The sequence below is a fragment of the Photobacterium sp. AWH4_225 genome, from assembly GCF_056158405.1.
The window spans coordinates 2,582,292-2,606,610 of record NZ_JBSWTF010000001.1 but is presented as its reverse complement, the minus strand read 5'-3'; the positions used below and the strand labels follow the sequence as shown (position 1 = coordinate 2,606,610).

Genomic DNA, 24,319 nt, shown 5'->3' with positions numbered 1-24,319 from the left:
AGCCAGGGAATGTTAGTACTCAGAAACGCAACAGCCGTGCAGTTTGAGCCTGCACTGATCAAAGAAGGCGTCGATATTGTTATCGATGGCGACAAAATCAAGGAAGTTGGTGCCAATTTGGCCGCCAACTACCCAGATGCCCAAGTCAAAGACATGAAGGGTAAAATGGTGATGCCGGGTATTGTCTGCTCTCACAACCACTTCTACTCCGGGTTGGCGCGCGGGATCATGGCTGATATCAAGCCAAGTCCTGACTTCATCTCGATACTGAAGAACCTGTGGTGGCGGATGGACAGGGCGCTGGACGAAGAAGCCTTGTACTACAGCGGCTTGATCTGCTCGCTCGAAGCTATCAAGTGCGGGTGTTCATCGGTGATTGACCACCATGCCTCGCCGAACTACATCGCCGGCTCGCTTAATACTTTGCGTAAAGGGTTCCTCAAAGCAGGCCTGCGCGGCATGACCTGTTTCGAGACCACGGACCGTAACCACGGCATGAAAGAGATGGTAGCGGGCGTCGAAGAGAACATCGCGTTTGCCCAGTTGATCGACCGCGCTAAGGAAAACGGTGAGGAGCCTTACTTGGTAGAAGCCCATATCGGTGCCCACGCACCGTTTACGGTGACCAATGACGGGTTGTCGATGATGGCCGAAGCGGTACAGGCAACCGGGCGTGGGATCCATGTTCACGTGGCGGAAGATCGCTATGACGTGACCCACAGCCACCATCATTACAGCCAGGACATTGTTGAGCGCTTGGATAGCTTCGGCTTGATCAACGAGAAAACCCTGTTGGCACACGGCTTGTTCCTATCGGAAAAGGATATCGCCATCCTGAATGCCAAAAACGGTTTCTTGGTCCACAATGCCCGTTCGAATATGAACAACAACGTGGGCTACAACGACAAGCTGACCCGCTTCCAGAACGTTGCACTAGGTACTGATGGCATCGGTGCAGACATGTTCGAAGAGCTCAAGTTCGCCTTCTTCAAGCATCGTGATGTGGGCGGCCCATTGTGGCCAGACAGCTTCCTGCGCCACCTGTGGAACGGTAACGAAATTCTTGCCCGTAACTTTGGTGCGAAATTCGGTCGCCTAGACGCCGGCAACAAGGCTGATCTGACCATACTGGATTACACCAGCCCGACACCGTTGGTGGCAGATAACCTAGCAGGCCATATCGCCTTTGGTTTCAATGCCGGTAACGTCAACAGCGTAGTGGTTGAAGGTCGCTTCGTTTACGAAAACCGTGAGTTCCCATTCGATGTGGCTCCAATTTACGCTGAGGCACGCAAGGTGGCGATGCGTTTATGGCAAACCATGGATAAATTGGACTAATGTGAGAACCCGTTATGGATACGGTAAATACGCACTTTAAGTGGGAGGAAGCCACAGGAGCTGCGAAATATATTGCCGATCGCCATTACGAGGGACTATTGGAAGGGCGGTTTTACCGCTCTTCTTGCCCTCGCGGGCGGATCAAATCGGTAACACTTCCAACCTTGCCTGACGGCTACCATATTTTCGGCGCAGATGACGTCCCTGGACAAAATGTTTTGCCGATCGTTGAGATCGACTGGCCAGCCTTCGCCGAGCAAGAAGTACGGTTTGTCGGTCAGGTGATCTTCTTGGTTGTCGGGCCTGATCCTGATGTCGTTGACGAACTGCTTGGCGAGATCGCCATCGAATACGCGCCACTGGAACCTGCCTATACGATTGAACAATCCAAAGCGCTGAAAGACGGCGCGATCCATGCCGATGACAACGTGCTTGATACCCATATGCTGCACAAAGGGGATATCGACGCAGGTTTTGCCAAGGCAGTTACCATCATAGAAGAGACCTGCTCGACCGGCTATCAAGAGCATATCTATCTCGAGACTCAAGGTGCCGTTTGCTACCCACAAGATGGCAAAGTGGTGCTGGAAGGGTCGATGCAATGCCCTTGGTATGTCCACCACACCATGGCTGTTGTGCTGGGTCATGACAATGTTAGGGCAATCCAGTGTCCTACCGGCGGTGGCTTCGGCGGTAAGGAAGACTTTCCTGATGTGCTGGCAGCGCCCTTGGCAGTCGCAGTTGAGAAGCTGCAAAAGCCAATTCGAATCATTTTCGAGCGCGGGGAAGATATCGCGACCACCTCGAAGCGTCACCCTGTCACTTTTCACTATAAAACCGGTATCGATGCCGATGGCAAGATAGTTGCTATGGATATCAAGTTCGATGTCAACGCCGGTGCCTACCTGAGCCTGTCCGGCATTGTGCTACAGCGCTCAATCACGACTGCCACCAATGTTTACGACATTCCTAATGTCAGGGTTAAAGGCCATGCGTGGGCGACCAATACGGTGCCGACTGGCGCATTTCGTGGCTTTGGCTCGCCACAGAACTGTTTCTGTATGGAGACCCATATCCACCATGTGGCCAAGAAGCTGGGAGTCGATCCGGTTGCGTTCAAGCAGCAGCACTTCCTTACCTCTGATTCCCACTCTTTGACCGGAGCGGAAATTTTCGGTGATTTGGTTCTCGACGAGATGCTGCAAAAAGTGCTGGATATGTCGGACTATCAACGTAAATTCGTCGAATTTAACCAGTCAAATCTAAACCAAGCCCAAAACCAAACCGATCTTTTGGGCAAACGTAAGGGGATCGGCCTTGCGGTATTCCAGCATGGATGTGGCTTTGCCGGTGATTTGGAAGATACCTTAGTCAGAGCCAAGGTCAAACTGCTCAAGGATACTGAAGACAAGGTCCAGATATTGGCTTCCAATACTGATATCGGCCAAGGCTTGAGCCTGACGTTCCGCAAGATTGTGGCAGATACCCTTGAAAAGCCACTGGATGATATCCAAATAGCCGTGCCGGATACTGGGATTGTGCCAGATTCTGGCCCTACAGTTGCTTCTCGTTCGATTTTGATCGTTGGTTATATCCTCGAAAAGGCAGCGAAAAAGCTGAAAAAATCATGGATTGCCGGTGAAAAACAGGAGTTGGAAGAGGTTTACTGTAAGCCTGATTATCATCAGTGGGATCAAAATACCTACCAGGGCAATGCCTATCAGGCGACCAGCTATGGCGTTAACGTGGTCGAGGTTGAAGTCGATATGGCGACAGGCGAGGCGGAAATTTCCGGAGCCTGGGCGGTGTATGATATCGGCAAGGCTATCGATGGCACCATATTCAGGGGTCAGATCGAAGGCGGTTTAGTACAGGCGCTAGGGTATGGCAGTTGCGAGAAGCTGGAGATGACCCAAGATGGCGTGTTTGCCCAGCGTTCAATGGCAGATTATGTGATCCCAACAGCACTGGATGTACCGGCTATCGGTAGCGATCTTGTCGACAACCCATACCCTTATGGTCCGAACGGAGCTAAAGGTGGTGGTGAATTGACCCACAACGGCGGGGCTGCAGCCTTTGTCGCTGCGGTTGAAAATGCCATTGGTGTGCCTTTGTCGTCCATTCCTGCAACCCCGGAAAAGATATGTGAGGCACTGGCCTGCCGTTCGGCAGAGCTGAGTGGTTCTGGTCTAGATGGGGTTGGTATAGACGGATCTGGCAAAGGTGGATCTGTTCAAGGTAAGGGAGCATCGAAGTATGAAGATTGAATTTTATCTCAACAGTCACCTTGTCGTTGTCGACGTTGATCCAATGCAGTCTTTGCTCCATACCCTGCGCGGCACCATGAACCATACCGCAACCAAAGAAGGCTGCGGCGAAGGGGAGTGCGGAGCGTGCTCTGTGCTGTTCAACAATCGCTTGGTCAACGCCTGTATGATGCCTATCGGCCAGGTACAGGGCGGTGATGTGATGACCTTGGAAGGATTGCGCCAGACCGAAAAAGGCCAGTGTGTGATCAACGCGTTGCTCGAGGCCAAAGGTGTACAGTGCGGCTTCTGCACACCAGGTATGGTGTTGGCACTCTATGCCTTGCTAGAAGTCGACCCTAACCCAACCGAGCAGGTTATCCGCACTGCGATATCCGGCAACTTATGTCGCTGTACTGGTTACGGCATGATAGTCGAAGCAGCCAAGATTGCTGCCAAGAAAGGAGAAGGCTTATGGTAAATGTCTATCGGCCTGAAACGTTGGCGCAGGCATTGGATACCCTGTCGATGGGCAAGCTGACAGTATTTTCCGGCGGCACGGACTTGATGGTACAGCATGGCGTCAGGGCAGGGATGTCACCAAGGTTCGAGCAAGATGTGCTGTTCGTCGATGCCATTGAAGAGCTGCAATATATTGCGCCTGGAAAGCCTGTTCACAGCGAGCAAAGCAGTCAAGAGCAAGCTTTATACATTGGGGCTGGTGTCGTGTTGGCGGATATCGAGCAGCACCCGTTGGTGCCGTCGGTACTTTGCCAGAGTGTTGCCAAAATAGCTGCGCCCGCACTGCGTAACCGCGCCACGCTAGCTGGCAATATTTGCAATGCCTCGCCAGCGGCTGATTCTTTGCCTGCTTTGTATGTGCTTGATGCCCGTGTGGTGCTGTCATCAATACGTGGGCAGCGGGAAATGGCATTGGAAGATTTCATCTTGGCACCTAGGGTGACCGCCCTCAAGCCTGATGAAATGCTGAGCCATATTGTGATCCCGCAGCATGACTTACCTGAAGAGTTCTACCATAAGGTCGGCACGCGGGCTGCCAATGCCCTGAGCAAGTTATCGGTGGCTGGTATGGCCCGTATCAAGCGATTCCCCAAGAAAGCCCCTGTGCTCGAAGAGTGGCGGGTTGCTTTTGGTGCGGTTGGCCCAACAGTCGTCCGCAGCCGCGAACTAGAATCCTTGGTAATCGGCCAATCTTTAGAAACACTGGCCAACCCTAGCTTTGTTACCCAGGTCGTCGGCTGTTACCGCGAAATCATCCGACCGATAGATGATCAGCGTTCTACGTCAGCTTATCGTCAGCAAGCATCGCTTAATCTACTCACCCGTTGGCTCCAGCAGCTATCCCGCTGCTGACAGTTAACATCTCCCTTCTTGTAAGTATTTTTGTTTACCTTTTGGTTCGGGGCCGCTAGGCCCCTTTTTTTGTTAGGTTACTAACTCGATTTTGCCCCTTTCTAAGCTAGAGCATATATCCATCAATCTTTTCGGATCGCTATTTGACCTACTTTTTCTAATTATTTGTTCAGTGAAGAGAGGTCTTACCACTAGCTCTTGACTCGGCAGTAAAGAATGTATGTTGAAATCCCAAACTGAGGCACTGAGCAATCCCAAGCTAACCACATGATTAATTGATAAATAAAAAATTGAAGAAGAAATGTATATCTATTTGGTTCATACCGTGTATAGTAGCACTCAGCTCAAACAGTGAGCTATTGATAACTTATTTAGTTCAAGCTCTTCTCAGTTCTCTATTGATTTGATTAATCATCTCTATCCTGCCCTGTGATACCTTTTTCTTCATTCCTTATTTAGTAGTTCGCTTTTTAACTCAACCTATCGAGATATACATGTCAAATAAAACAACTGGCTCAGTAAAATGGTTTAACGAAACAAAAGGCTTTGGATTTATCGCACCAGACAATGGGAGTTCTGATGTATTTGTTCATTTTAGGTCAATTACCAGCGATGGCTTCAAAACACTAGCGGAAGGTCAAAAAGTTTCCTTCAACGTGGAACAAGGTGGCAAAGGCCAACAAGCAGCCAACGTTACTATATTGTAATAATTCTGGTGAGAACCTGCCTATTTTCTAGTGAAAGTAAGATCTCTCTATTTGAGCACTTATTAAGGAGTGAAATGATTAGAAGAACCAATCGAAAAAAATATTGGTACTATGTTTTGCGTGAGAAAAATCACCATAAGAGCAAAAGTTAATTGTATCAAGTTAAATATTATCTTTATCACAACAATACCTCTTGGTCAGCTATGATTAATCAGCTAAATAGCGATGTTTTAAAGCGTCATATCTTCCCTAGATTAAATACTACCTGCCTTGACTTGCTTTTTACGTTTTGTGAGTCTGAAAATACTGGGGAAATCAGAAATGAAGAAGATATGGTTTTGGGACATTATTATATATTATAAGTAAAGGAGATTAGACTTTGAAAAAAACATCTGGTCGAAAATTAAAATCAAAAAATGTCGAAAGTCATGGCAACGGAGATCGTAAGGATAACATCCATAAGATAAGAAAGGAGATCGAGAATATTCTACTAGAACGAGAACAGAAAAAGCTATGGGAACTATGAAATGAAAATGAGAAAACCAGCAAAAAAATCAAGTAAGAATATTCGAAAAAACAACTTCGAAGAGAGGTTTTCTCTTATGGTAGCTGAGTATCACAAAGCTAAAAAAATTCTTGATTCTATGGAAGAAGGCACTCCAGAGTTTACCAAACAGAAGAAAAAGTGTGATAGCCTGTTCGCTACCGCTGAACGGTTCATAAACACAAATTAATGCATTCTAATAGTTTTAGCCTTACTGTAGTGTACAGTAAGTTTTGCACAATGCTATGTGCTTTATTTGAATACTTTGCCTTAGTTGAGTTTATCTGAAATATCTCCATTTCTCGGAAATCGTAACAAGGTTTTGTCCATTTCCAAGTCAGTCAGTTTTAGGCTGACTTGTGATCACCAAGCGATTCTGTCGTGCCTTAATTACCAATCGTCACACCAAATCACTTATAGCGCAAAAATACCACGGTTAAGATCTGAAATAGCTCAACACACCTAACACATTGTTTGTGTGATAGGAGAAAAAGTTACGACACAGCCCCTGGATGATAAGAGAATGTGACCCAACACATAAGTTGTACATTTTTTGAACGACTTTTTTGATGTGGGACAAATCTGCTTTCAATTGTATTGGCATTCTAGCATTAGTGATCACTTAATTAAGTAACAGCTAATGTAAGGAGGCGCTACAATGGATAGGATTACATTCTCGATATGGTGTCGGGCTGTTTGCGTTGCAGCTATTTTGGTTCTGCCTCTTCAAATTATTGCCTCGACCGCCGATCACACCAACTTTGAACAACTGCATGGTCCTTTTGAGCGTGCAGAGCAAGTCACTAAAGCCTGTCTGGATTGTCACAACGAAGCTGGAGAGCAATTACAACAGTCCACACACTGGACCTGGCAACATGGCAAAACGGGTAGTGATTCCATGTACGGCAAAACAAACGTCGTCAATAACTTCTGTATTGCTACCGCTTCCAATGAACCACGCTGTACCAGTTGCCATGCCGGTTATGGCTGGAAGGATGATAGCTTTGACTTCACCAAGCAGGAAAGTATCGACTGCCTGATCTGCCACGAGCAATCTGGGCAGTACCGTAAGTTCCCGACCGATGCCGGCCACCCCAACTATGTCGACAAGGAGTGGCCGAAAGGCTCTGGCAAGATGTTACCTGCGGTTGATTTAGCAATGGCCGCCCAAAGTGTTGCCACCCCAGATATAGAAAATTGTGGTGCCTGCCACTTTTTCGGTGGAGGCGGGGACTCGGTAAAACATGGAGATATGGACTCAACTCTGTTTAGTGCGTCACCAGAGCTGGATGTCCATTTATCGGAAGAGGGCGCGAACCTCAACTGCCAAGACTGCCATACCACGAGCAATCACCAAACCAAGGGCTCGCGCTACGCGATGCTTGCGAAAGATACCTCAGGTATCGATATTCCCGGCCACAGTGATTTTAGCCGGGCAAGCTGCGAATCCTGCCATGGTATCGAGCCGCATAAAGGCTCCCGAAATGCCATTCGCCTCAACCAACACGTTGACAACATCGCTTGCCAGACTTGCCATATTCCCGAGTTCGCCCGTGAAAAAGCCACCAAGACTTTTTGGGACTGGTCAACCGCAGGTGACAAGAGCCGTCCAGTCACCAAAGACCAATGGGGCAACGTAACCTATACCCCGAAAAAAGGTGACTTTATCTGGGAAATGAATGTCGTACCAGAGTATGTGTGTTTCAACGGCAATATCGACTACACCGTTGTCGGTGAGATAGTCACGCCTAATGAGGACGGCATTATTGCGTTAACGACCCTGCAAGGACGTTGCGGCGATGACGATTCCCGTATCTGGCCTTTCAAGGTGATGAAAGGCAAACAGCCCTACGATAGCGAAAACCAAATCATGGTCACACCGCATCTATTCGGTAAGGACAAGGCCGCATACTGGAAAAGCTACGACTGGGATGCCTCAGCACAGGCAGGGATGAAAGCCAGTGGTGAAACCTTTAGTGGTGAGCTTGATTTCATCAATACCGAATACCACTTCCCAATTACCCATATGGTCGCCCCCGCTGAAAAAGCGCTAGAGTGCCAGGCTTGCCATAACCCGGATGGCCGAATGGCCAAATTGGCAGGCTTCCATATTCCCGGCCAATCCCACACCTTCAGAGGCGGGCCGTTCCTTTGGTGGTTGGTGGTGATAGTACTCGGGGTCGTGTGCATTCATGCACTGTTGCGAGTGTTCGTCCCCAACAAAAAAGACAAGGAGTGAGTTATGCGTCAGATGATTTACAAACGGTTTGAGCGTTTCTGGCATTGGTCGCAAAGCTTGCTGATGTTGGCCATGTTAGTAACAGGGTTTGAAATCCACGGCTTTTTTAGCTGGCTGGGTTTCGAACAAGCACTGCTTTGGCATGAGGTGGGGGCACTTGCCTTGATCATTCTTTGGCTGTTTGCCATTTTCTGGCATTTCACCACAGGGGAGTGGCGGCAATACATCCCAACTACGGAGAAGCTGATGGCCGTCATTCGTTATTACAGTAAGGATATCTTCTTCGGCAAACCTCACCCCTATAAAGCGACACCGGAGCGCAAACACAACCCGTTACAGCGTTTCTCTTACTTGGGTTTCAAGTTGCTATTGGCGCCTGTCATTTGGCTCTCGGGCTTATTGTTGCTTGCTTATCCCTTTGGGCTCGAAGTGTTCTCGTTGTCCACGCTATCAAACTTGCACCTGGCCACTGCATTTTTGATCCTGATTTTCTTAATTGTACATGTCTATATGACAACCACAGGGCCAACTCCTCTGAGTCACATCAGGACCATGATCACCGGTTATGAAGAGCCCCAGGAACAAGGCAATAAAGAAGTCACTCAGCCAACCAAGAAGACGGTGTAATTGGTTCCTAAAACCATGGCGATATCACCCTGATATCGCCATCAACACTTAATATTTATCAATTAGTTAGCCTTGAGATGCGAATGGATAACGACACCCGTGTTTTCCATGGGAGCCTATCAAACTCACTACTGCTCAGCTTTCGCCAGTTTCTTGCCGGCCTCAATGGCTGCGGTTAGCTCTTTGCGCGCTTGCGCTTCACTGATTTTTTCTTCACGTGGCTCAACGTCCATCAGCAAGAACGAGGTTTTGTTGTTCTTGTTATCCTGTACGCCTTGCTCGACTACTTTCAGGTTGGTGTAGACGTTACTCAGTACGCAGGCACCAATCGCTGCTGTACCGGACGGCAATTCTTGGTTCGCAACCTTCTGGGCTGCCGCTGCCGTACCTTCGGGGATTGCTAGCTCTTTAGGCTCGAAGCTATTTTTCCAGCTGTCGATCTGTTTCAAGGCAGCAGGGTGGGAGGCAATGGTGGTAATCGCCGTATCGTTGGTGACATCTTGGTGGTTCATTAATACACACATTTCAATCGGCGTAGTAATGAATGCCTTGGCTTCAACTAAACGGTATTGCTGAAAAGCCTCCACCGTGGCTTGCACCAAACGGCCTTCAATGGTGCTGTTCTCTACCGCGCTGAAAGCAAGGGCATCATGTTCAATAGATTGCTTGAAGGTGTTGCTTGGCGTCCCCGCAAACGTCACGGCCGCACTTAGCGCTGGCTGTTGTTCAAACAGTTTAGTGATAGCCGCATCGTTGAAGCTGCCTTTTGATGCCTGCGCGAAAACATGCTCTCCGGCAAAAGCAAGATTTGATAATAGAAGGGTAGAAGCGGTTAGGGCGATCCCAAGCGGTTTTAACATCCGTATTTCCTTTACAGTATGTGGAGTGTGAACCGTTTAGTATGACAATTTCATTGGTTTGATTTTATTAACCTTATCACTAAATAAGGTCTGAGCAGTTGATAGGAAATGGTAAGAGAAGGTTGTAGTAGCCCAAAAAATTTGGCCACGTTGTTGGAGGTTATCATATATAAGCTAAATCGAATTACGCTAATTTAGCAAAGTACCTAAAACACCATGTTGTCGGCAAAGAGATAATTCGTCCTTTGAATCATCACTGAGCAGGTTTTTTTACCTATACTTTCGTAAATCTTACCTATGTTCTGGAGTAAGAATATGAGTATGAATAGTCGGCATGGCCTGCGATTGATGGCGGCCATATTTATCAGCTCAACATTCCTTGGCCAGAGTGCTCACGCGGAATCCCACTCCGATGACAAGGAAAAACTAGGCACCGTTCAATTTCCTACCTCTTGCAATTCAGACAGCCAGCCCAAGCTGGAAAGAGGTCTGGCTTTGCTGCACCACATGACCTACGTTGGTGCTCAGGCAACTTTCGAAGAAGTCATCAAAAGTGACCCTGATTGCGCCATGGCCTACTGGGGCGTGGCAATGTCAATGATACACCCGCTTTGGTCTGATCCGCCTGATGAAGATGAATTTGCTAAAGGCCAAGCAATGCTTGAGTTAGCCGCTAGCAAAGGAGAGAAAACTCCGCGGGAGCTTGCCTATATTGAGGCGGTCGAAAGTTACTATGCTCAGGGCCGCAATACCAAAGAAGCCGCTAACCTCACTGCTTTCGAGCAAGGCTGGAAGAAAGTAATGGAGTCGTTTCCGGATGACCCTGAAGCGACCGCCTTCTATGCACTGGCCCATTTGGCGACGGCTTCACCGGATGATAAAAGCTATGTAATACAAAAAAAGGCGGGTGAGACAGCAGCCACTGTATTGGACAAGATCCCTGAGCATCCAGGGGGACATCACTACATAATTCATGCCTATGATTATCCCGAATTGGCGCCCAAAGCATTAGACGTGGCTCGCAGTTATGGGGATATTGCCCCATCTATTCCTCATGCTTTGCATATGCCAACGCATATTTTTACCCGACTTGGCTTATGGCCTGAGTCAATCACCATGAATATCCGCTCGGCCGAAGCTGCCAAGAAACATCCTGCTGGTGATAAGCTTTCCCTTCATTACCTCCATGCATTTGATTACTTGGCGTATTCATACTTGCAACAGGCACAGGACACGAAAGCACTGGAAGTAGTCGAAACTATTCAAAGGCTCGATGCGCCGATTCAGCCGCATGTTGCGTCGGCCTATACGCTGGCCGCTGTGCCGGCCCGGTATGCACTAGAAAGACAGCAGTGGTCTGCAGCAGCAGAGCTAGTGCCTAAAACGCCAAGCAGCTATCCATGGGATAACTATCCGGCTATGGAGGCCATTACTCATTTTGCCAATGCACTAGGGGCTGCCCGAACGGGTGATAAGCAAGGCGCCGAGAAAGCGCTGAAAAGGCTGGATGAGTTGAAGGCTCAAGCCGAACAAAACTCGGCCTATTGGGCCAAGCAGGTTGAAATTCAGCGTCTATCTGCGTTGGCCTGGCATCAATTCCAACAAGGCGATCGTGAACAAGGATTGCAGACCATGCAAAGTGCTGCAGACCTAGAGGCGACTACTGAAAAGCATCCTGTAACACCTGGCGAAATCATACCGGCCAGGGAGTTGCTGGCCGACATGCTTTGGGAAATGGAAATGTATCAACAAGCATTGGATGAATATGTCATAGCCTTGATCCGAAGTAAGAATCGCTTTAACAGCCTCTATGGCGCAGCCCGATCTGCCGAGATGGCTGGAGATAAAGACAAGGCTGAGCAATATTACCAAATGCTGGTTGATGTTGCTGGTGAAGGGGATGCCGATCGGCTGCGGTTACAGCAAGCGAAAGAATTTCTCGCTGCCAAATAGAAGTACCTGAAAAGCAAAAAAGTTAAGGCTAATGCAAAGCCACCTTCTTCAGAAGGTGGCTTTTTACTTGTCGTTTAGAAAGCTAAAACAGAAATATAAACCGTAGTTAAAAATCGTACTGATTGATAACCCCAGCCAGGATCTTGTCAGCGATGTATTTGTGCGTTGCGGTGGTTGGGTGGGTGACACCCCAGAACACATACTTGTCAGAGCCATGGTAAGCACAATCATTGGTTAGGCTGTGGCTGTAAAGGTAATCCATCGCGCTGCTGCGGTTGATATTAAGGCATGCGTCTTTGGCATTCTCAAAACCATGGGCTTTAGGTGCTGTAGTTATATCGTCAAACATCTGTGCGGCATCGACCAGCGCGACGTTGATCCCTTTGTCTTGATAGAGCTGAGCCTGTTCGCGGATATAGACATTGAATAGATGAATTTTAGCCCGGACTTTTTCAATCTCATCTTGGGTCGAGTATTTAAACTGCGGAGCCTTGGTGGCATCCGGCAGAGTAAACAACATGATATTTTGCGCGCCAGCGTCTGTCAGGCGAATAAGCGCGCTACTGAAGTCTGCTTTGACTTCTGAGACTTCACGGTCGTAGTTCATGAAGTCGTTGAGGCCGAACTCCAAGGTAAACAGGGTGCGCTTAGGCTGATAGTTTTGCGCCATTTTCATATAAGTCAGGTAAGAGGTGACCTGATCATATACACCCGTTAGGGCTATATACTGATTGGTGCCAGCTGCGCCACCGACTGCCCAGTTGTAAAGCGGGATATTTTTGTCACGGGCTAGGTATTCTGTCCAAACTAAACCATTGGAGAAACGACCCAAAAACCAAGAATTAGGGTTAGGGAATAGCCATTGTGAGGCATTAAAAATATTGCCGGTATCAGACAGGCTATCACCAAAAGCAACCATTTTATTGATGGTACCAGGCTGGAAGACAGGATCATTGAACCAAATAGAATGGTTGAAAGATAGCCGGTTATCTGCGGCATAGTAGCTCATATCAGCCGTTTCATGTCCAACGCCAAGTGTCGCCTTGCAGCGCTCGATAATTTTCTCTTGGCTAGCATCGGTATAGAACATATTTTTATATGACACCGATGACCACCAATATCCGTCTAGAGTGAAGTAGTCCCCGTCTTCATCCAGTGCCCACTCCCAGGTAGTTGCCGGGTCGTCGTGATTAATATGGGGGCGGTACCAGCAGCGGACATAGGTATAAGTTTGGTTAGCCTGAGCACTGCTGACCTGATATGAAGTGATGGCCTCAGGGGTAAGAGGTTCTGTAGTCGCTGTTTCTATAGCTACAGCCTCTGAAGCGTATGCCGCGAAAGGTAATAATAGAGTAAGTAGTAATTTATTCATTGTATTTTTCTTCTTGTTAACGAAGTTACCACTATTAACCATATGATTAATAGAGTAATTGTTTGTGAACATATTGAAAGCGGTATTTTGCCTGTGAATGCTTTTATATCAATGGCTTTGTTTTTGAAATGTATTAAGTTGGTATAAGGATCGCTTTATAAACAGAAATGGAAAAATGGTTTTATCAATAAGGTTATTTGGAAGTGAGGAGCAGTTAGTTGAACCCTCATCTGTATAGCGCTTTATTACTTATGATATTTTATTTGAAGTTATTTTTGAGTGATCGTTCAAAATGATTGAGACTTCTACTATAGTTATTGGGTCAAACAACGGGCCGATGACATTAATAGGGCAGAGTGGCGAATGTAAGCGGTATGCATCACCCTATATCTATTCAGAGAGTTTTACGTTTAAGTTCAACTTGAATAACGGTCATGATCATTAGGTAAGCTAAGACTGAAAACTAATCAGAACAAGGAAAAGTTATGAAGCAGAATACTGAGTCTTTATCAACATCAACAAGACCCATTCCACAAGAAGCCTATGATTGGTATGACGAATATGCCCATGGATTAATTGATAGAAGGGAGTTTTTGGCAAGACTCTCAGGGTTGGCTGTGCTTGGGTTTACCATGACTACATTAACGTCTGCTTTAATTCCTAATTATGCGCTAGCGGAGCAGGTATCTTTCAATGACCCATCTATCAAGGCAACCTATGAGAAGTTTCCTTCCCCTAAAGGGCATGGAGAGGGACAGGGTTATCTAGTCGTCCCAAGAGAGTTGCAAGGCACGGCTCCTGTTGTATTGGTTGTCCATGAAAATAGAGGGCTAAATCCATACATCAAAGATGTTGCACGAAGGCTTGCAGCTGCGGGTTATATTGCTTTTGCACCGGATGCACTATTTTCGTTAGGTGGTTACCCTGGCAATGATGATGAAGGTCGTGAGATGCAGAAATCTCTGTCGAGAGAGCTTATCGAAGAAGACTTTATCGCGGCAGCGAATTTCATTAAATCGCATGAAAAAAGTAATGGGAAATTAGGCGCTGTAGGGTTCTGTTTTGGTGGCTACATTGTCAATATGTTGGCTGCTGTAATCCCAAATCAGTTAGATGCGGGTGTCCCATTTTACGGTACCCCTGCAGTTCCTGATTTAAGAAAAAATGTGAAAGGTCCGCTGTTGATACATTTTGCTGGAATCGATAAACGTGTAAATGCAACTTGGCCGGAGTATGAAAAGGAGCTTAAAGAAATTGGTGCAGAACATTCTGCTTATATCTATGAAGGTGTCAATCATGGCTTCCATAACGACTCAACAGGCCGGTATGCTGAAAAAGAGGCAGAGTTAGCCTGGAGCCGTACACTTGAGTTCTTTTCTAAACAACTAACATAATCTTGTTAGCTGATATAAGGGCAGATAAATTATCTGCCCTTATATATTTTAATATTCTTATATCTATACCTGTTTTAAATAGCTATATCCTAGCGAACCCACTCCTGATAATACCTTATACATTGTATTTGAGAGGCTTTTTGAGGGAATTTGATATCGTGGCCTGTAACTTTGATGTTTCTTTCATCTTGTTCATAGTCAATTGAATATAAACGGTAGTTTTCTGCGTACAATATAGGTCCGCTGCAATCGCGTTCACCGTGGAAAGAAGCCCTCAACCATAATACCCATGTCACACCTTCATCTGTATTTGTTTGGCGATAGTTAGCAATTCGGTCGGCGTAAAACTCCCAGCCCCCGTTATAAAACATTGTAAACTGAGCTGGATTTTCATAATGAAGGTCTTCTCTGAAGAAATCTAAATTTTCCAATAAGAAGATAGGGTATGAAAGAGATCCTTTTTTATCTTTGGGGGGAAGAAGACTTTGTGTTACTGCCACTGCAGTGGCTTCTGGCCCTGCTTCATTGGCAGGTTCATTGGCAACAACGTCAACACTTTCATCTTCTTCAGATGAACTGCAACCAAACAACAACACAGAAAGAAGACAGCTTACTAAGACTGATTGAATACGATAAGTTCTGAATAACATAACAGCCCCAAACTATAGACAGTTTGATATGTAGTACAATTATAGTTTGCCACATCTAATGTTCGATATAAGTTTCAGTCAGGCATGCCCCTAAAGGTACTATCACTCCCATCCATATCATTTTGATAGCCCCCTGATATTATTTTGATATCACCTCTGTGCTTAGTGATAACCGTTATTATCTACTTGATAACCTAGATATTTATCTGGTTTAAAAAAAGTGACATGTGTCCCGACGCTGATCGCATTTTTACTGAAATTTCGGACTGTGCTCACGAATCCTTGCCTCAGCTGACCAGTTTCAGCAGTTTGGCGTGTTTGTTGCCTTTTAGATATTCAAGACATCAATAACGTTCCGTAAAAGCCTCTCGGCCGAACGCATGATGCAGGAATAACAATGAGAATGCGAAAAGGCAATTAACATGATTGAACAATATCTAACGCCTGATACCCCTGCTCAGGCACTTGAATTCAAGCAGCAGCATGGCAGTGATGCCATCTGGTTTGCAGGCGGATCCAAAATCAATGCAGCGCCAACAAAAACGGATAAAACTGTTGCTATCTCTCTAGGCAAGCTGAACCTCTCCAAAGTTGAGCAGCAAGGTGACAGCCTACACATTGGTGCGATGTGCCGTATCCAGCAACTGATTGACCACGAGTTGGTACCTGTGGCGTTGAAACAATCTGCGGCCTTTATCTATTCCCGTCACGTTCGCAACCAGGCCACATTGGGCGGTGAAATTGCTGCACGCCAACCAGAAGCTTTGCTTGTGCCTAGTTTGATTGCGTTAAGGGCAAAATTGAAACTGGCAAACGGCTTGGAAGTGGATGTAGAAGACTACATCAACAGCGAAGAGCGTGAGCTTATCGCAACAATCATTATTCCAGATAGAAACCTAACCTGTATCGGTTACAACATTGCCCGCTCAGCAGCAGGGTTAGCCATTGTGACTGCGGCGGTATCTATCGATAAACAAGGCAACAAGGTGATTGCCCTTGATGGTGTGTCTCCTTTGCATAACGGCGCAGCTCGTCCGGTTCGCCTGCGAGATGTGGAAGCACAAGATCTGAAAGGGGAGCTACTAGAGCAAGCGGTGGCTGATGCGATCTATCCGGAAGCCGATATTCGCGGCAGTGTGGAGTATAAGCGATATATCGCAGGTGTGGTGATCACGGATTTGATGGCTGAATGTCAGCACTTGGTAGAGGAAGCATAATCATGACGATTCAATTTACCTTAAATGGCCGCCCTCAATCTTTGGAATGTCGTCTTGGTGAAAATGTACAGACATTGCTGCACTCTATGGGCTATCACTCGGTGCGAAACAGTGATGATAGTTGGGGCTTTGCCGGATCGGACGTGATCCTGTTCAATGGTGAACTGATCAACGCTTCACTATTGATCGCCGCTCAGCTTGAAGGCGCAGAAATCAAAACCGCTGAAGCTCTTGGAGAGTGGAATCAGCTGAGCTTGGTTCAGCAGGCGATGATCGATGTCGGTGTGGTGCAATCGGGCTACAACGATCCGGCATTGGCACTGATCTTAACCGAATTGCTTGAGCGTATTCCTCAGCCAAATCGTGATGAAATTAATGACGCGCTATCAGGCTTATTCAGCCGTGATGCGGGTTACCAGCAGTTCTACGAAGTGGTTGAATTGGCGGTGAAGCGTCTTAACGATCCTGACTATACCCAGCAGTTTGCCCCTGAGTTCCGTGATGATCTGGCGGTAGTCGGTAAGAACTGTCCGAAGATTGATTCGGCCAAAATGGTTCAGGCCAAGCCGTGCTATGTCGAAGACCGCATTCCTGCCAATGCTTGTGTCATCAAGGTGCTACGTAGCCCACACGCCCATGCGTGGATCAAACATCTGGATGTATCCAAAGCCGAAGCACTGCCTGGTGTGGTCTCGGTGATCACTCATGAAAACTGCCCAGATATCCCTTACACCCCAGGTGGTCAGAGTGCTCCAGAGCCATCACCGCTAGACCGTCGTATGTTCGGTCAGAAAATGCGTCATGTCGGCGACCGTGTTGCTGCTGTTGTTGCCGAGTCAGTAGAGATTGCCGAGCAGGCATTGAAACTCATCGATGTCGAGTACGATGTGCTTGAGCCAGTGATGAGCATTGACGAGGCGATGGCTGCCAATGCGCCGATTATTCACAACGAACCTATCGAGTACGGTGTTGGTGCGCCGGATGACTTGGAAGAGCAGAACCGCAATGCCGATCCGCGTGAAGGCAAACTGATTGTTAACTTCCCGATTGGTTGCTTCCCTCGCAAGAACATTGCCGCCAGTGTCCGTGGCCATATCGGTGATTTGGACAAAGGCTTTGCTGAAGCGGATGTGATTATTGAGCGTACTTACGAGTCCAAGCAGGTACAGCAGCTGCCGGTTGAAACCCATATTTGCTACAGCTACATGGATGGTGATCGTATCGTAATGCACGATTCGACACAGGTGCCTTGGCACGTACGCCGTCAGGTTGCCAAGATATTGGGTGTGAAGCAGAACAAAGTCCATATCGTCAAAGAGCGTGTGGGCGGCGGTTATGGCTCGAAGCAAGATATCTTGCTGGAAGATGTGTGTGCGTGGGCAACTTGGACCACAGGCCGTCCGGTCTACTTCCATCATACCCGTGAAGAGGAGTTCATCTGTAACTCAACCCGCCACGTGGCTAAAGTGACGGTGAAACTTGGTGCGAAGAAAGACGGTACACTGACTGCGATTGATATGGACTTCCGTGCCAATACCGGCCCTTACGGTAACCACGCACTGACTGTCCCTTCAAATGGCCCTGCATTGTCACTGCCACTGTACCCATGTGACAACGTCGATTTCAGGGTTACCACTTACTACTCAAACATTTGTCCTACCGGGGCTTATCAAGGCTACGGCGCGCCGAAGGGGAACTTTGCCCTAACGATGGCCATGGCTGAAATGGCAGAAGAGTTGGGTATCGACCACTTGGATATGGTTGAGAAGAACCGTGTTGTTGAAGGTCAGGAGCTGAAGATCTTAGCCGCTATTGGTGAAGGCAAGATGCCAACTAGCGCTCCGAAAGTACACAGCTGTGCATTGGAGCCAATCCTGCGCGAAGGCCGCAAGCTGATTGAGTGGGATAGTCCGAAACACGCTGAAGGCGAGTGGAAAGTTGGCCGCGGTGTGGCGATTATCCAGCAGAAATCCGGTATTCCAGATATCGACCAAGCCAACTGCCGTATCAAGATGGCCTCTGACGGTACTTTCATTGTTCATTCCGGTGGTGCCGATATCGGTACTGGTTTGGATACGGTGATCAGCAAGCTGACCGCAGAAGTGCTGTGTTGCCCGATGGACGAAATTACCGTTCACTCTGGTGATACCGACCACGCCCCATTCGATAAAGGGGCTTATGCCTCATCGGGTACCTGCTTCTCAGGCAATGCCGCCAAGCGTGCTGCCGAAGCGATGCGCGACAAGATCCTTAAATGCGGTGCTGAAATGCTCGAAGAGCCAGTGGAAGACGTAGAGATTGTCGCTCCAGGTTTGGTGAAAGGTAAGAAAGGCGAGGTGAGCTACTTAGATATCGCCCACAAAGCAGAAAGCGGCACAGGGTGGGGGCAGTTACTGGCTTCAGGCTGCTTTATTACGCCAGAGTTTGCCTTCCCTTATGGCGCTAACTTCGCCGAAGTGGCGGTCAATACCCGTACGGGTGAAATCCGCCTGGATAAGTTCCATGCCCTGCTCGATTGTGGTACGCCGGTTAACCCTGATTTGGCTCTTGGCCAGATTTACGGTGCCAGCATGCGTGCTATCGGCCACAGCTTGTATGAAGAGCTGATTTACGATGACAACGGCGTGCCTGTTACCCGCGATCTGAAGAGCTACGGTGCACCGAAGATCGGTGATATTCCACGCGACTTCAAAGCGGTGTTGGTACCAAGTGATGATCCGGTTGGCCCTTACGGTGCGAAATCGATATCTGAAATTGGGGTTAACGGTGCTGCCCCTGCCATCGCCAGTGCAATTCATGATGCATGTGGTGTCTGGTTGCGTGATTGGCACTTCACCCCAGAGAAGATTTTGCAAGGTCTGAATAAGCTGTAACTAATGCGCAAGCGGTCATTTCCAGGGGATGGGAAATGGCCGTTTTGTTTTTCGGCTCCGGTTTTCCGGGCTGGTGTTTTGGCAATTACGCCGTCATGACTTGGCTGGTATCGACTGTCTCAGCAACTGAATCTAACACTGGGTAGTCATGATAGTAAGCGGGTAGGCAGGCACAAGCTCTGTTGAGCTTGGTGTAAAGGGCCCTGGAGTTTCTGGCTAGGTTATCGATTTAAAGATTTCGGATGGAACAGAAATGAAACTACTGTACAACGTGGAAGACAAGCCTCCTGTGGGCGCCTCGATTCTCTTAGCTCTTCAACACATGCTTGCCGCAATGGGGGCGATTATTGCCGTGCCTTTGGTGGTTGGTAGTGCAATCGGACTGCCCACCGACCAAATGGTGATTTTGGTCAACGCCGCCCTGATGGTCTCGGGTGTGGTAACCATTATCCAGTGTAAGGGGGTTGGCCCGGTTGGGATCCGGCTTCCTGTGGTGATGGGCACCAGCTTTACCTTCGTCGCTATCTCCATTTCTATCGGCTTGGACTCAGGGATCTCCGGCGTGTTCGGCGCGTCCTTGATTGGCTCCTTGGTGATGATCATCGGTAGCCGTTTCATGCCGCAAATCCGCAAACTGTTTCCGCCAGTGGTATCCGGTACCGTAGTAGTGCTAATCGGTCTGACCATTTTACCGGTTTCCGTTGACTGGTTCGCCGGTGGTTTTGTCGGCCAGGAGGGCTATGGCCAGATCAATAACCTGATGCTCGGCTTATTGGTGCTGGTGGTGGTCATCGTCTTGTCGCAACTTGGCAAGGGTTTGATTTCCGCTGCGGCAATCGTGATCGGGATGATGGTCGGCTATATCGTGGCGATTTTCATGGGCGTAGTAGACTTCACCCCAGTCAAAGAAGCCAAGTTCTTCTCTTTGCCTGAGTTACTGCCGTTCGGCTTGAGCTTCACGGTCAGTGGTGTGATAGGGATGTCTATTGCCTATCTGGTCACTATCATGGAATCGACCGGTGACTTCCTTGCCTTGAGTGATGCGACCCATACCAAGCTGACAGGTAAGAAACTCTCGAAAGGGATCCTGTGTGACGGTGTCGGTAGTGCGCTGGCATCGGTATTTGGCGCAACCCCGTTCTCATCATTCAGCCAGAATGTTGGTATTGTATCGATAACTGGTGTGGCCAGCCGCCATGTTGTCGCTGTTACCGGTGTGATCATGCTCATTGCCGGTATGTTCCCGAAACTGGGCGGTATTGTGGTTACTATTCCTTCTCCGGTACTTGGCGGTGCTGGACTTGTGATGTTCGCAATGATCATCTCTGCAGGTATTGGCATCCTGTCACGAATTAATTTTACCAAACGCAATATGCTAATCATCGCTGTCGGTGTGGCTTCGGGCATGGCGGTGACTGTTCGTCCTGAGATCCTGACTTATATGCCAGATTCAATGCGCGTCATCCTAGGCTCGGGTATCACAACCGGTTCATTGGTCGCTCTTGGCCTGAACATAGTTCTGGGTATCAACCGTGCCGATGAAGCGGAAAGCGCAAAAGAAAAACGTGAAGCGCTAAAAGAACAAATCAAAGAATGTGAAGCGTGCGAAAAAGCATTGGCCGAGGAAGAGGCAATGCAGTCACGTGAGCAGCAAGTTTAAGCCCTACAACAGAACGATTTTAATAAAAATAAGCGCTGGAAAAAGCGGTGAACCCTACCACTGCCCAGTACAGAAAGATAAGAGGTAATCATGGAATATACCCAGTCTATTAAAGCAATAAGAGCGTCTATCTTGGATATCGCTAGCGTTGTCGACAAGCCTGAGGACATAGAGCAGAACATCCGCTTTATCGAAGACGGTTTGATGTTGGTCGACAATGGGCGTATCGAGTGGGTGGGCGAATGGGATGAGGGGAAAGACAAAATCCCATCGACGGTTCGCATTCGTAGCTACCCAGGCAAGATTGTGATGCCAGGCTTTGTCGATACCCATATTCATTACCCGCAGGCTGAAATGGTCGGTGCCTATGGTGAGCAACTGCTGGAATGGTTGAACAACTACACCTTCCCGACAGAAGCCAGGTACAAAGACAAAGACTACTCCCGCGAAATGTCAACTTTCTTTATCAAGCAGCTACTGCGCAACGGCACCACGACTGCCTTGGTGTTCGGTACGGTTCACCCAGAATCGGTGGATGCCCTGTTCGAGGAAGCCGAGAAGATCAACATGCGGATGATCGCCGGCAAGGTGATGATGGACCGCAATGCGCCAGAGTACCTGCTTGATACCCCGGAAATTGGCTATAACCAAACTAAAGAGTTGATTGAGCGCTGGCATAAGCGTGGCCGTTTGCTCTATGCGATCACTCCGCGTTTTGCGCCAACTTCAACGCCAGAGCAGCTCGCAATGGCAGGCAAGCTCAAGGAAGAATACCCAGATACTTATGTGCATACCCACCTGTGCGAGAACAAGAATGAAATCGCTTGGGTGAAAGAGCTTTACCCTGAGCAGGATGGCTACCTTGATGTGTACCACCACCATGGATTGACTGGGCCGAAGAGTGTTTTTGCCCACTGTATCCACCTTGAAGATGAAGAGTGGGACTGCCTGCATGAAACCGACTCGGCGGTGGCGTTCTGTCCAACCTCGAACCTCTACCTAGGCAGTGGATTGTTCAAGCTGCAGGAAGCCTGGAAGCGCAAGGTAAAAGTCGGCATGGGGACCGATATCGGTGCCGGTACCACTTTCAATATGATGCAAACCCTCAATGAAGCTTACAAGGTGATGCAGTTGCAGCAGCACAGGTTGTCGGCCTTTGAAGCGTTTTACCTCGCCACCTTGGGTGGCGCGAAGTCACTGTCGTTGGATCACCTGATCGGCAACTTCGAAATAGGCAAAGAAGCTGATTTTGTCATTATCGATCCGTGTTCGACGCCGTTGCAGCAGCTTCGTTATGACAGCTCAAAAGATCTGTCAGAGAAATTGTTCATGCTAATGACCTTGGGCGATGACCGAAGCATCTACCGAACCTACGTAGACGGTCGATTAGTGTACGAGCGAGGTTAAATTTTACGCAAACGGTTTCGCCGGAAAATAAGTTTTTGACAATGCAGGGTGAGCAAAGCGTATAATCGCCGCCAATTTACCTTGCCCAGCCCCGGTTATTCACTCTAGGGATATTCCAATGAAGGAAATTGATGGGTTCTGTTAACTGGGGTTGTGTCGATAAAAGTCAGCAACATTTTTATCGTGACGGACAAGTCACAGCCCCAAAAAAGCAATCGATTGCGACGGGGCGGGTTGAGAGGAAGCTCAACGTTTTTCAAGGTGATCAGGCTGCGAGCCTGACACTAAATTTTACAAGGAATCACATCATGTCTGAAAATAGTTCGATTCATCATGAATCTACAGTTGTAGCAGAAGACACACCCCGTAAGAGTGGGTTGGATGGGTATTTTAAAATCTCCCAGCGTGGTAGTAGTGTTAAGCAGGAAGTGGTCGCCGGTCTGACGACCTTCCTGGCAATGGTTTACTCCGTTATCGTTGTACCTAGCATGCTGGGTGCCGCAGGGTTCAACCAAGGCGCAGTCTTTATCGCGACCTGTTTGGTTGCCGCTTTCGGTTCACTATTGATGGGGCTATGGGCCAACCTGCCGATGGCGATTGGTTGTGCAATTTCATTGACTGCCTTTACCGCATTTAGCTTGGTACTGGGGCAGGGGATCAGCATTCCGGTTGCACTGGGTGCGGTATTCCTAATGGGTGTGGTATTTACCGGTATTACCGTGACCGGTGTACGTCAGTGGATACTTACCAACCTGCCATTTGGTATTGCCCATGGTACGGGTATCGGTATCGGTCTGTTCTTGCTGTTGATCGCAGCTAACGGTGTTGGCCTTGTGGTACAGAACCCGCATGAAGGTCTGCCTGTTGCCTTGGGTGAGTTCACATCACTGCCTGTGATCATGTCTATTGTTGGTTTGGCAGCTATCTTCGGCCTTGAAAAACGTCGTGTGCCGGGCGGTATCTTGCTGGTCATTGTGGCTATTTCAATCTTCGGTTTGATTTTCGACCCGAAAGTGACTTACCAAGGCTTGTTTGCGATGCCATCGTTCGGCGCTGAAGGTGAGTCGTTGCTGGGCACCATGGATATCATGGGAGCACTAAACCCAATCGTGATCCCAAGTGTATTGGCGTTGGTAATGACCGCGATTTTCGATGCAACCGGTACTATCCGTGCAGTTGCAGGCCAAGCTAACCTGCTTGATAAAGACGGTCAGATCATCGATGGCGGTAAAGCTCTGACTTCAGACTCAGTTAGTAGTATCTTCGCTGGCTTTGTCGGTGGCGCTCCAGCGGCGGTATATATTGAATCTGCAGCCGGTACGGCAGCGGGCGGTAAAACTGGCCTTACAGCGACAGTCGTCGGTGGTTTGTTCTTGTTGCTACTTTTCCTATCGCCAATCAGCTACTTGGTACCTGCTTACGCTACCGCGCCAGCGTTGATGTATGTTGGTCTGCTAATGATGAGCAATGTTAGCAAGCTGGATATGGCTGACTCTGTTGATGCCCTATCTGGCCTAGTGTGTGCGGTATTTATCGTACTAACAGGTAACATCGTTACCGGTATTATGCTGGGCTTTGGCTCTTTGGTGATTGGCCGTGTGATTTCTGGTGAAGCGAAACGCCTGAATGCCGGCACCGTGATCATTGCCATTGTGCTGGTGGCTTTCTACGCAGGTGGCTGGGCGATTTAATCCCCATCTCCGCTCGATGTAACATCAAAATTTGATTGATAAACTTATGCGCCTCTCATTGAAAAATGAGAGGCGTTTTTGTTATGTGACTCGCAACTTGTTTAATCAATAACAACGGTATAAGCAATTGTAATAAAGACTACTTTTAAGTTTGTAACCCCTACTAT

18 protein-coding genes are annotated in these 24,319 nt (G+C 48.1%); 15 read left to right on the top strand and 3 right to left on the bottom strand.

Annotated elements, in window-relative coordinates; genetic code table 11:
- Window positions 1–9 precede the first annotated feature (9 nt).
- The 8 genes from ssnA to ACXAD4_RS12185 all read left to right on the top strand — a co-directional run bounded on the left by ssnA (window position 10) and on the right by ACXAD4_RS12185 (window position 9,075).
- Window positions 10–1,338, top strand: a complete 1,329-nt coding sequence (ssnA, locus tag ACXAD4_RS12220) for a putative aminohydrolase SsnA (protein WP_475241678.1) — start codon at window positions 10–12, stop codon at window positions 1,336–1,338.
- A gap of 14 nt (window positions 1,339–1,352) precedes the next feature.
- Entirely contained in the window at window positions 1,353–3,605 is a 2,253-nt protein-coding gene (locus tag ACXAD4_RS12215) for a xanthine dehydrogenase family protein molybdopterin-binding subunit (RefSeq protein ID WP_475241676.1), read from the top strand.
- Entirely contained in the window at window positions 3,595–4,065 is a 471-nt protein-coding gene (locus ACXAD4_RS12210; protein WP_475241675.1) for a (2Fe-2S)-binding protein, read from the top strand. The genes ACXAD4_RS12215 and ACXAD4_RS12210 overlap by 11 nt, the downstream gene beginning before the upstream one ends.
- Complete coding sequence (locus ACXAD4_RS12205; protein WP_475241674.1) at window positions 4,059–4,958, top strand: FAD binding domain-containing protein; 900 nt, start codon at window positions 4,059–4,061, stop codon at window positions 4,956–4,958. Before ACXAD4_RS12210 ends, ACXAD4_RS12205 begins: the two co-directional genes overlap by 7 nt.
- Before the next feature lie 494 nt (window positions 4,959–5,452).
- Complete coding sequence (cspE, locus tag ACXAD4_RS12200; protein WP_475241672.1) at window positions 5,453–5,665, top strand: transcription antiterminator/RNA stability regulator CspE; 213 nt, start codon at window positions 5,453–5,455, stop codon at window positions 5,663–5,665.
- 533 nt (window positions 5,666–6,198) lie between these two features.
- Window positions 6,199–6,399: a hypothetical protein gene (locus tag ACXAD4_RS12195; RefSeq protein ID WP_475242767.1), complete on the top strand. Its 201-nt coding sequence runs from the start codon at window positions 6,199–6,201 to the stop codon at window positions 6,397–6,399.
- Between the two features lie 468 nt (window positions 6,400–6,867).
- Window positions 6,868–8,448 (top strand): tetrathionate reductase family octaheme c-type cytochrome, encoded by a 1,581-nt coding sequence (locus tag ACXAD4_RS12190; protein WP_475241671.1) that lies wholly within the window; start codon window positions 6,868–6,870, stop codon window positions 8,446–8,448.
- 3 nt (window positions 8,449–8,451) lie between these two features.
- The gene (locus ACXAD4_RS12185; protein ID WP_475241670.1) at window positions 8,452–9,075 is read left to right on the top strand and encodes a cytochrome b/b6 domain-containing protein; all 624 of its coding nucleotides are present in this window, start codon (window positions 8,452–8,454) and stop codon (window positions 9,073–9,075) included.
- A 128-nt stretch (window positions 9,076–9,203) separates the two neighbouring features.
- On the opposite strand, the gene ACXAD4_RS12180 is transcribed toward ACXAD4_RS12185, so the two are convergent.
- The gene (locus tag ACXAD4_RS12180) at window positions 9,204–9,935 is read right to left on the bottom strand and encodes a prephenate dehydratase domain-containing protein (protein ID WP_475241668.1); all 732 of its coding nucleotides are present in this window, start codon (window positions 9,933–9,935) and stop codon (window positions 9,204–9,206) included.
- Between the two features lie 315 nt (window positions 9,936–10,250).
- On the opposite strand from ACXAD4_RS12180, the gene ACXAD4_RS12175 reads away from it, so the two are divergent.
- The gene (locus ACXAD4_RS12175) at window positions 10,251–11,888 is read left to right on the top strand and encodes a hypothetical protein (protein ID WP_475241667.1); all 1,638 of its coding nucleotides are present in this window, start codon (window positions 10,251–10,253) and stop codon (window positions 11,886–11,888) included.
- A 106-nt stretch (window positions 11,889–11,994) separates the two neighbouring features.
- On the opposite strand, the gene ACXAD4_RS12170 is transcribed toward ACXAD4_RS12175, so the two are convergent.
- Window positions 11,995–13,260, bottom strand: a complete 1,266-nt coding sequence (locus ACXAD4_RS12170; protein ID WP_475241665.1) for an SGNH/GDSL hydrolase family protein — start codon at window positions 13,258–13,260, stop codon at window positions 11,995–11,997.
- A 485-nt stretch (window positions 13,261–13,745) separates the two neighbouring features.
- Here ACXAD4_RS12170 and ACXAD4_RS12165 point away from each other — a divergent pair, with 485 nt between their 5' ends.
- A complete protein-coding gene (locus ACXAD4_RS12165) occupies window positions 13,746–14,654 on the top strand; it encodes a dienelactone hydrolase family protein (RefSeq protein WP_475241664.1) in 909 nt (302 codons plus the stop codon).
- A gap of 89 nt (window positions 14,655–14,743) precedes the next feature.
- On the opposite strand, the gene ACXAD4_RS12160 is transcribed toward ACXAD4_RS12165, so the two are convergent.
- Window positions 14,744–15,304: a hypothetical protein gene (locus ACXAD4_RS12160; protein ID WP_475241662.1), complete on the bottom strand. Its 561-nt coding sequence runs from the start codon at window positions 15,302–15,304 to the stop codon at window positions 14,744–14,746.
- A gap of 422 nt (window positions 15,305–15,726) precedes the next feature.
- Between ACXAD4_RS12160 and ygfM the strand changes: the two genes are divergently transcribed.
- The 5 genes from ygfM (at window position 15,727) to ACXAD4_RS12135 (ending at window position 24,152) form a co-directional block, all read left to right on the top strand.
- Window positions 15,727–16,521, top strand: coding sequence for a molybdopterin-dependent oxidoreductase FAD-binding subunit (gene ygfM / locus ACXAD4_RS12155; protein WP_475241661.1), 795 nt, complete (start codon window positions 15,727–15,729; stop codon window positions 16,519–16,521).
- Window positions 16,522–16,523: 2 nt separating this feature from the next.
- Complete coding sequence (locus ACXAD4_RS12150) at window positions 16,524–19,394, top strand: molybdopterin-dependent oxidoreductase Mo/Fe-S-binding subunit (protein WP_475241659.1); 2,871 nt, start codon at window positions 16,524–16,526, stop codon at window positions 19,392–19,394.
- A 253-nt stretch (window positions 19,395–19,647) separates the two neighbouring features.
- A complete protein-coding gene (locus ACXAD4_RS12145; protein WP_475241657.1) occupies window positions 19,648–21,054 on the top strand; it encodes a nucleobase:cation symporter-2 family protein in 1,407 nt (468 codons plus the stop codon).
- A gap of 90 nt (window positions 21,055–21,144) precedes the next feature.
- The gene (guaD, locus tag ACXAD4_RS12140; protein WP_475241655.1) at window positions 21,145–22,461 is read left to right on the top strand and encodes a guanine deaminase; all 1,317 of its coding nucleotides are present in this window, start codon (window positions 21,145–21,147) and stop codon (window positions 22,459–22,461) included.
- 308 nt (window positions 22,462–22,769) lie between these two features.
- The gene (locus tag ACXAD4_RS12135) at window positions 22,770–24,152 is read left to right on the top strand and encodes an NCS2 family permease (RefSeq protein ID WP_475241653.1); all 1,383 of its coding nucleotides are present in this window, start codon (window positions 22,770–22,772) and stop codon (window positions 24,150–24,152) included.
- The last annotated feature ends 167 nt before the right edge of the window (window positions 24,153–24,319 follow it).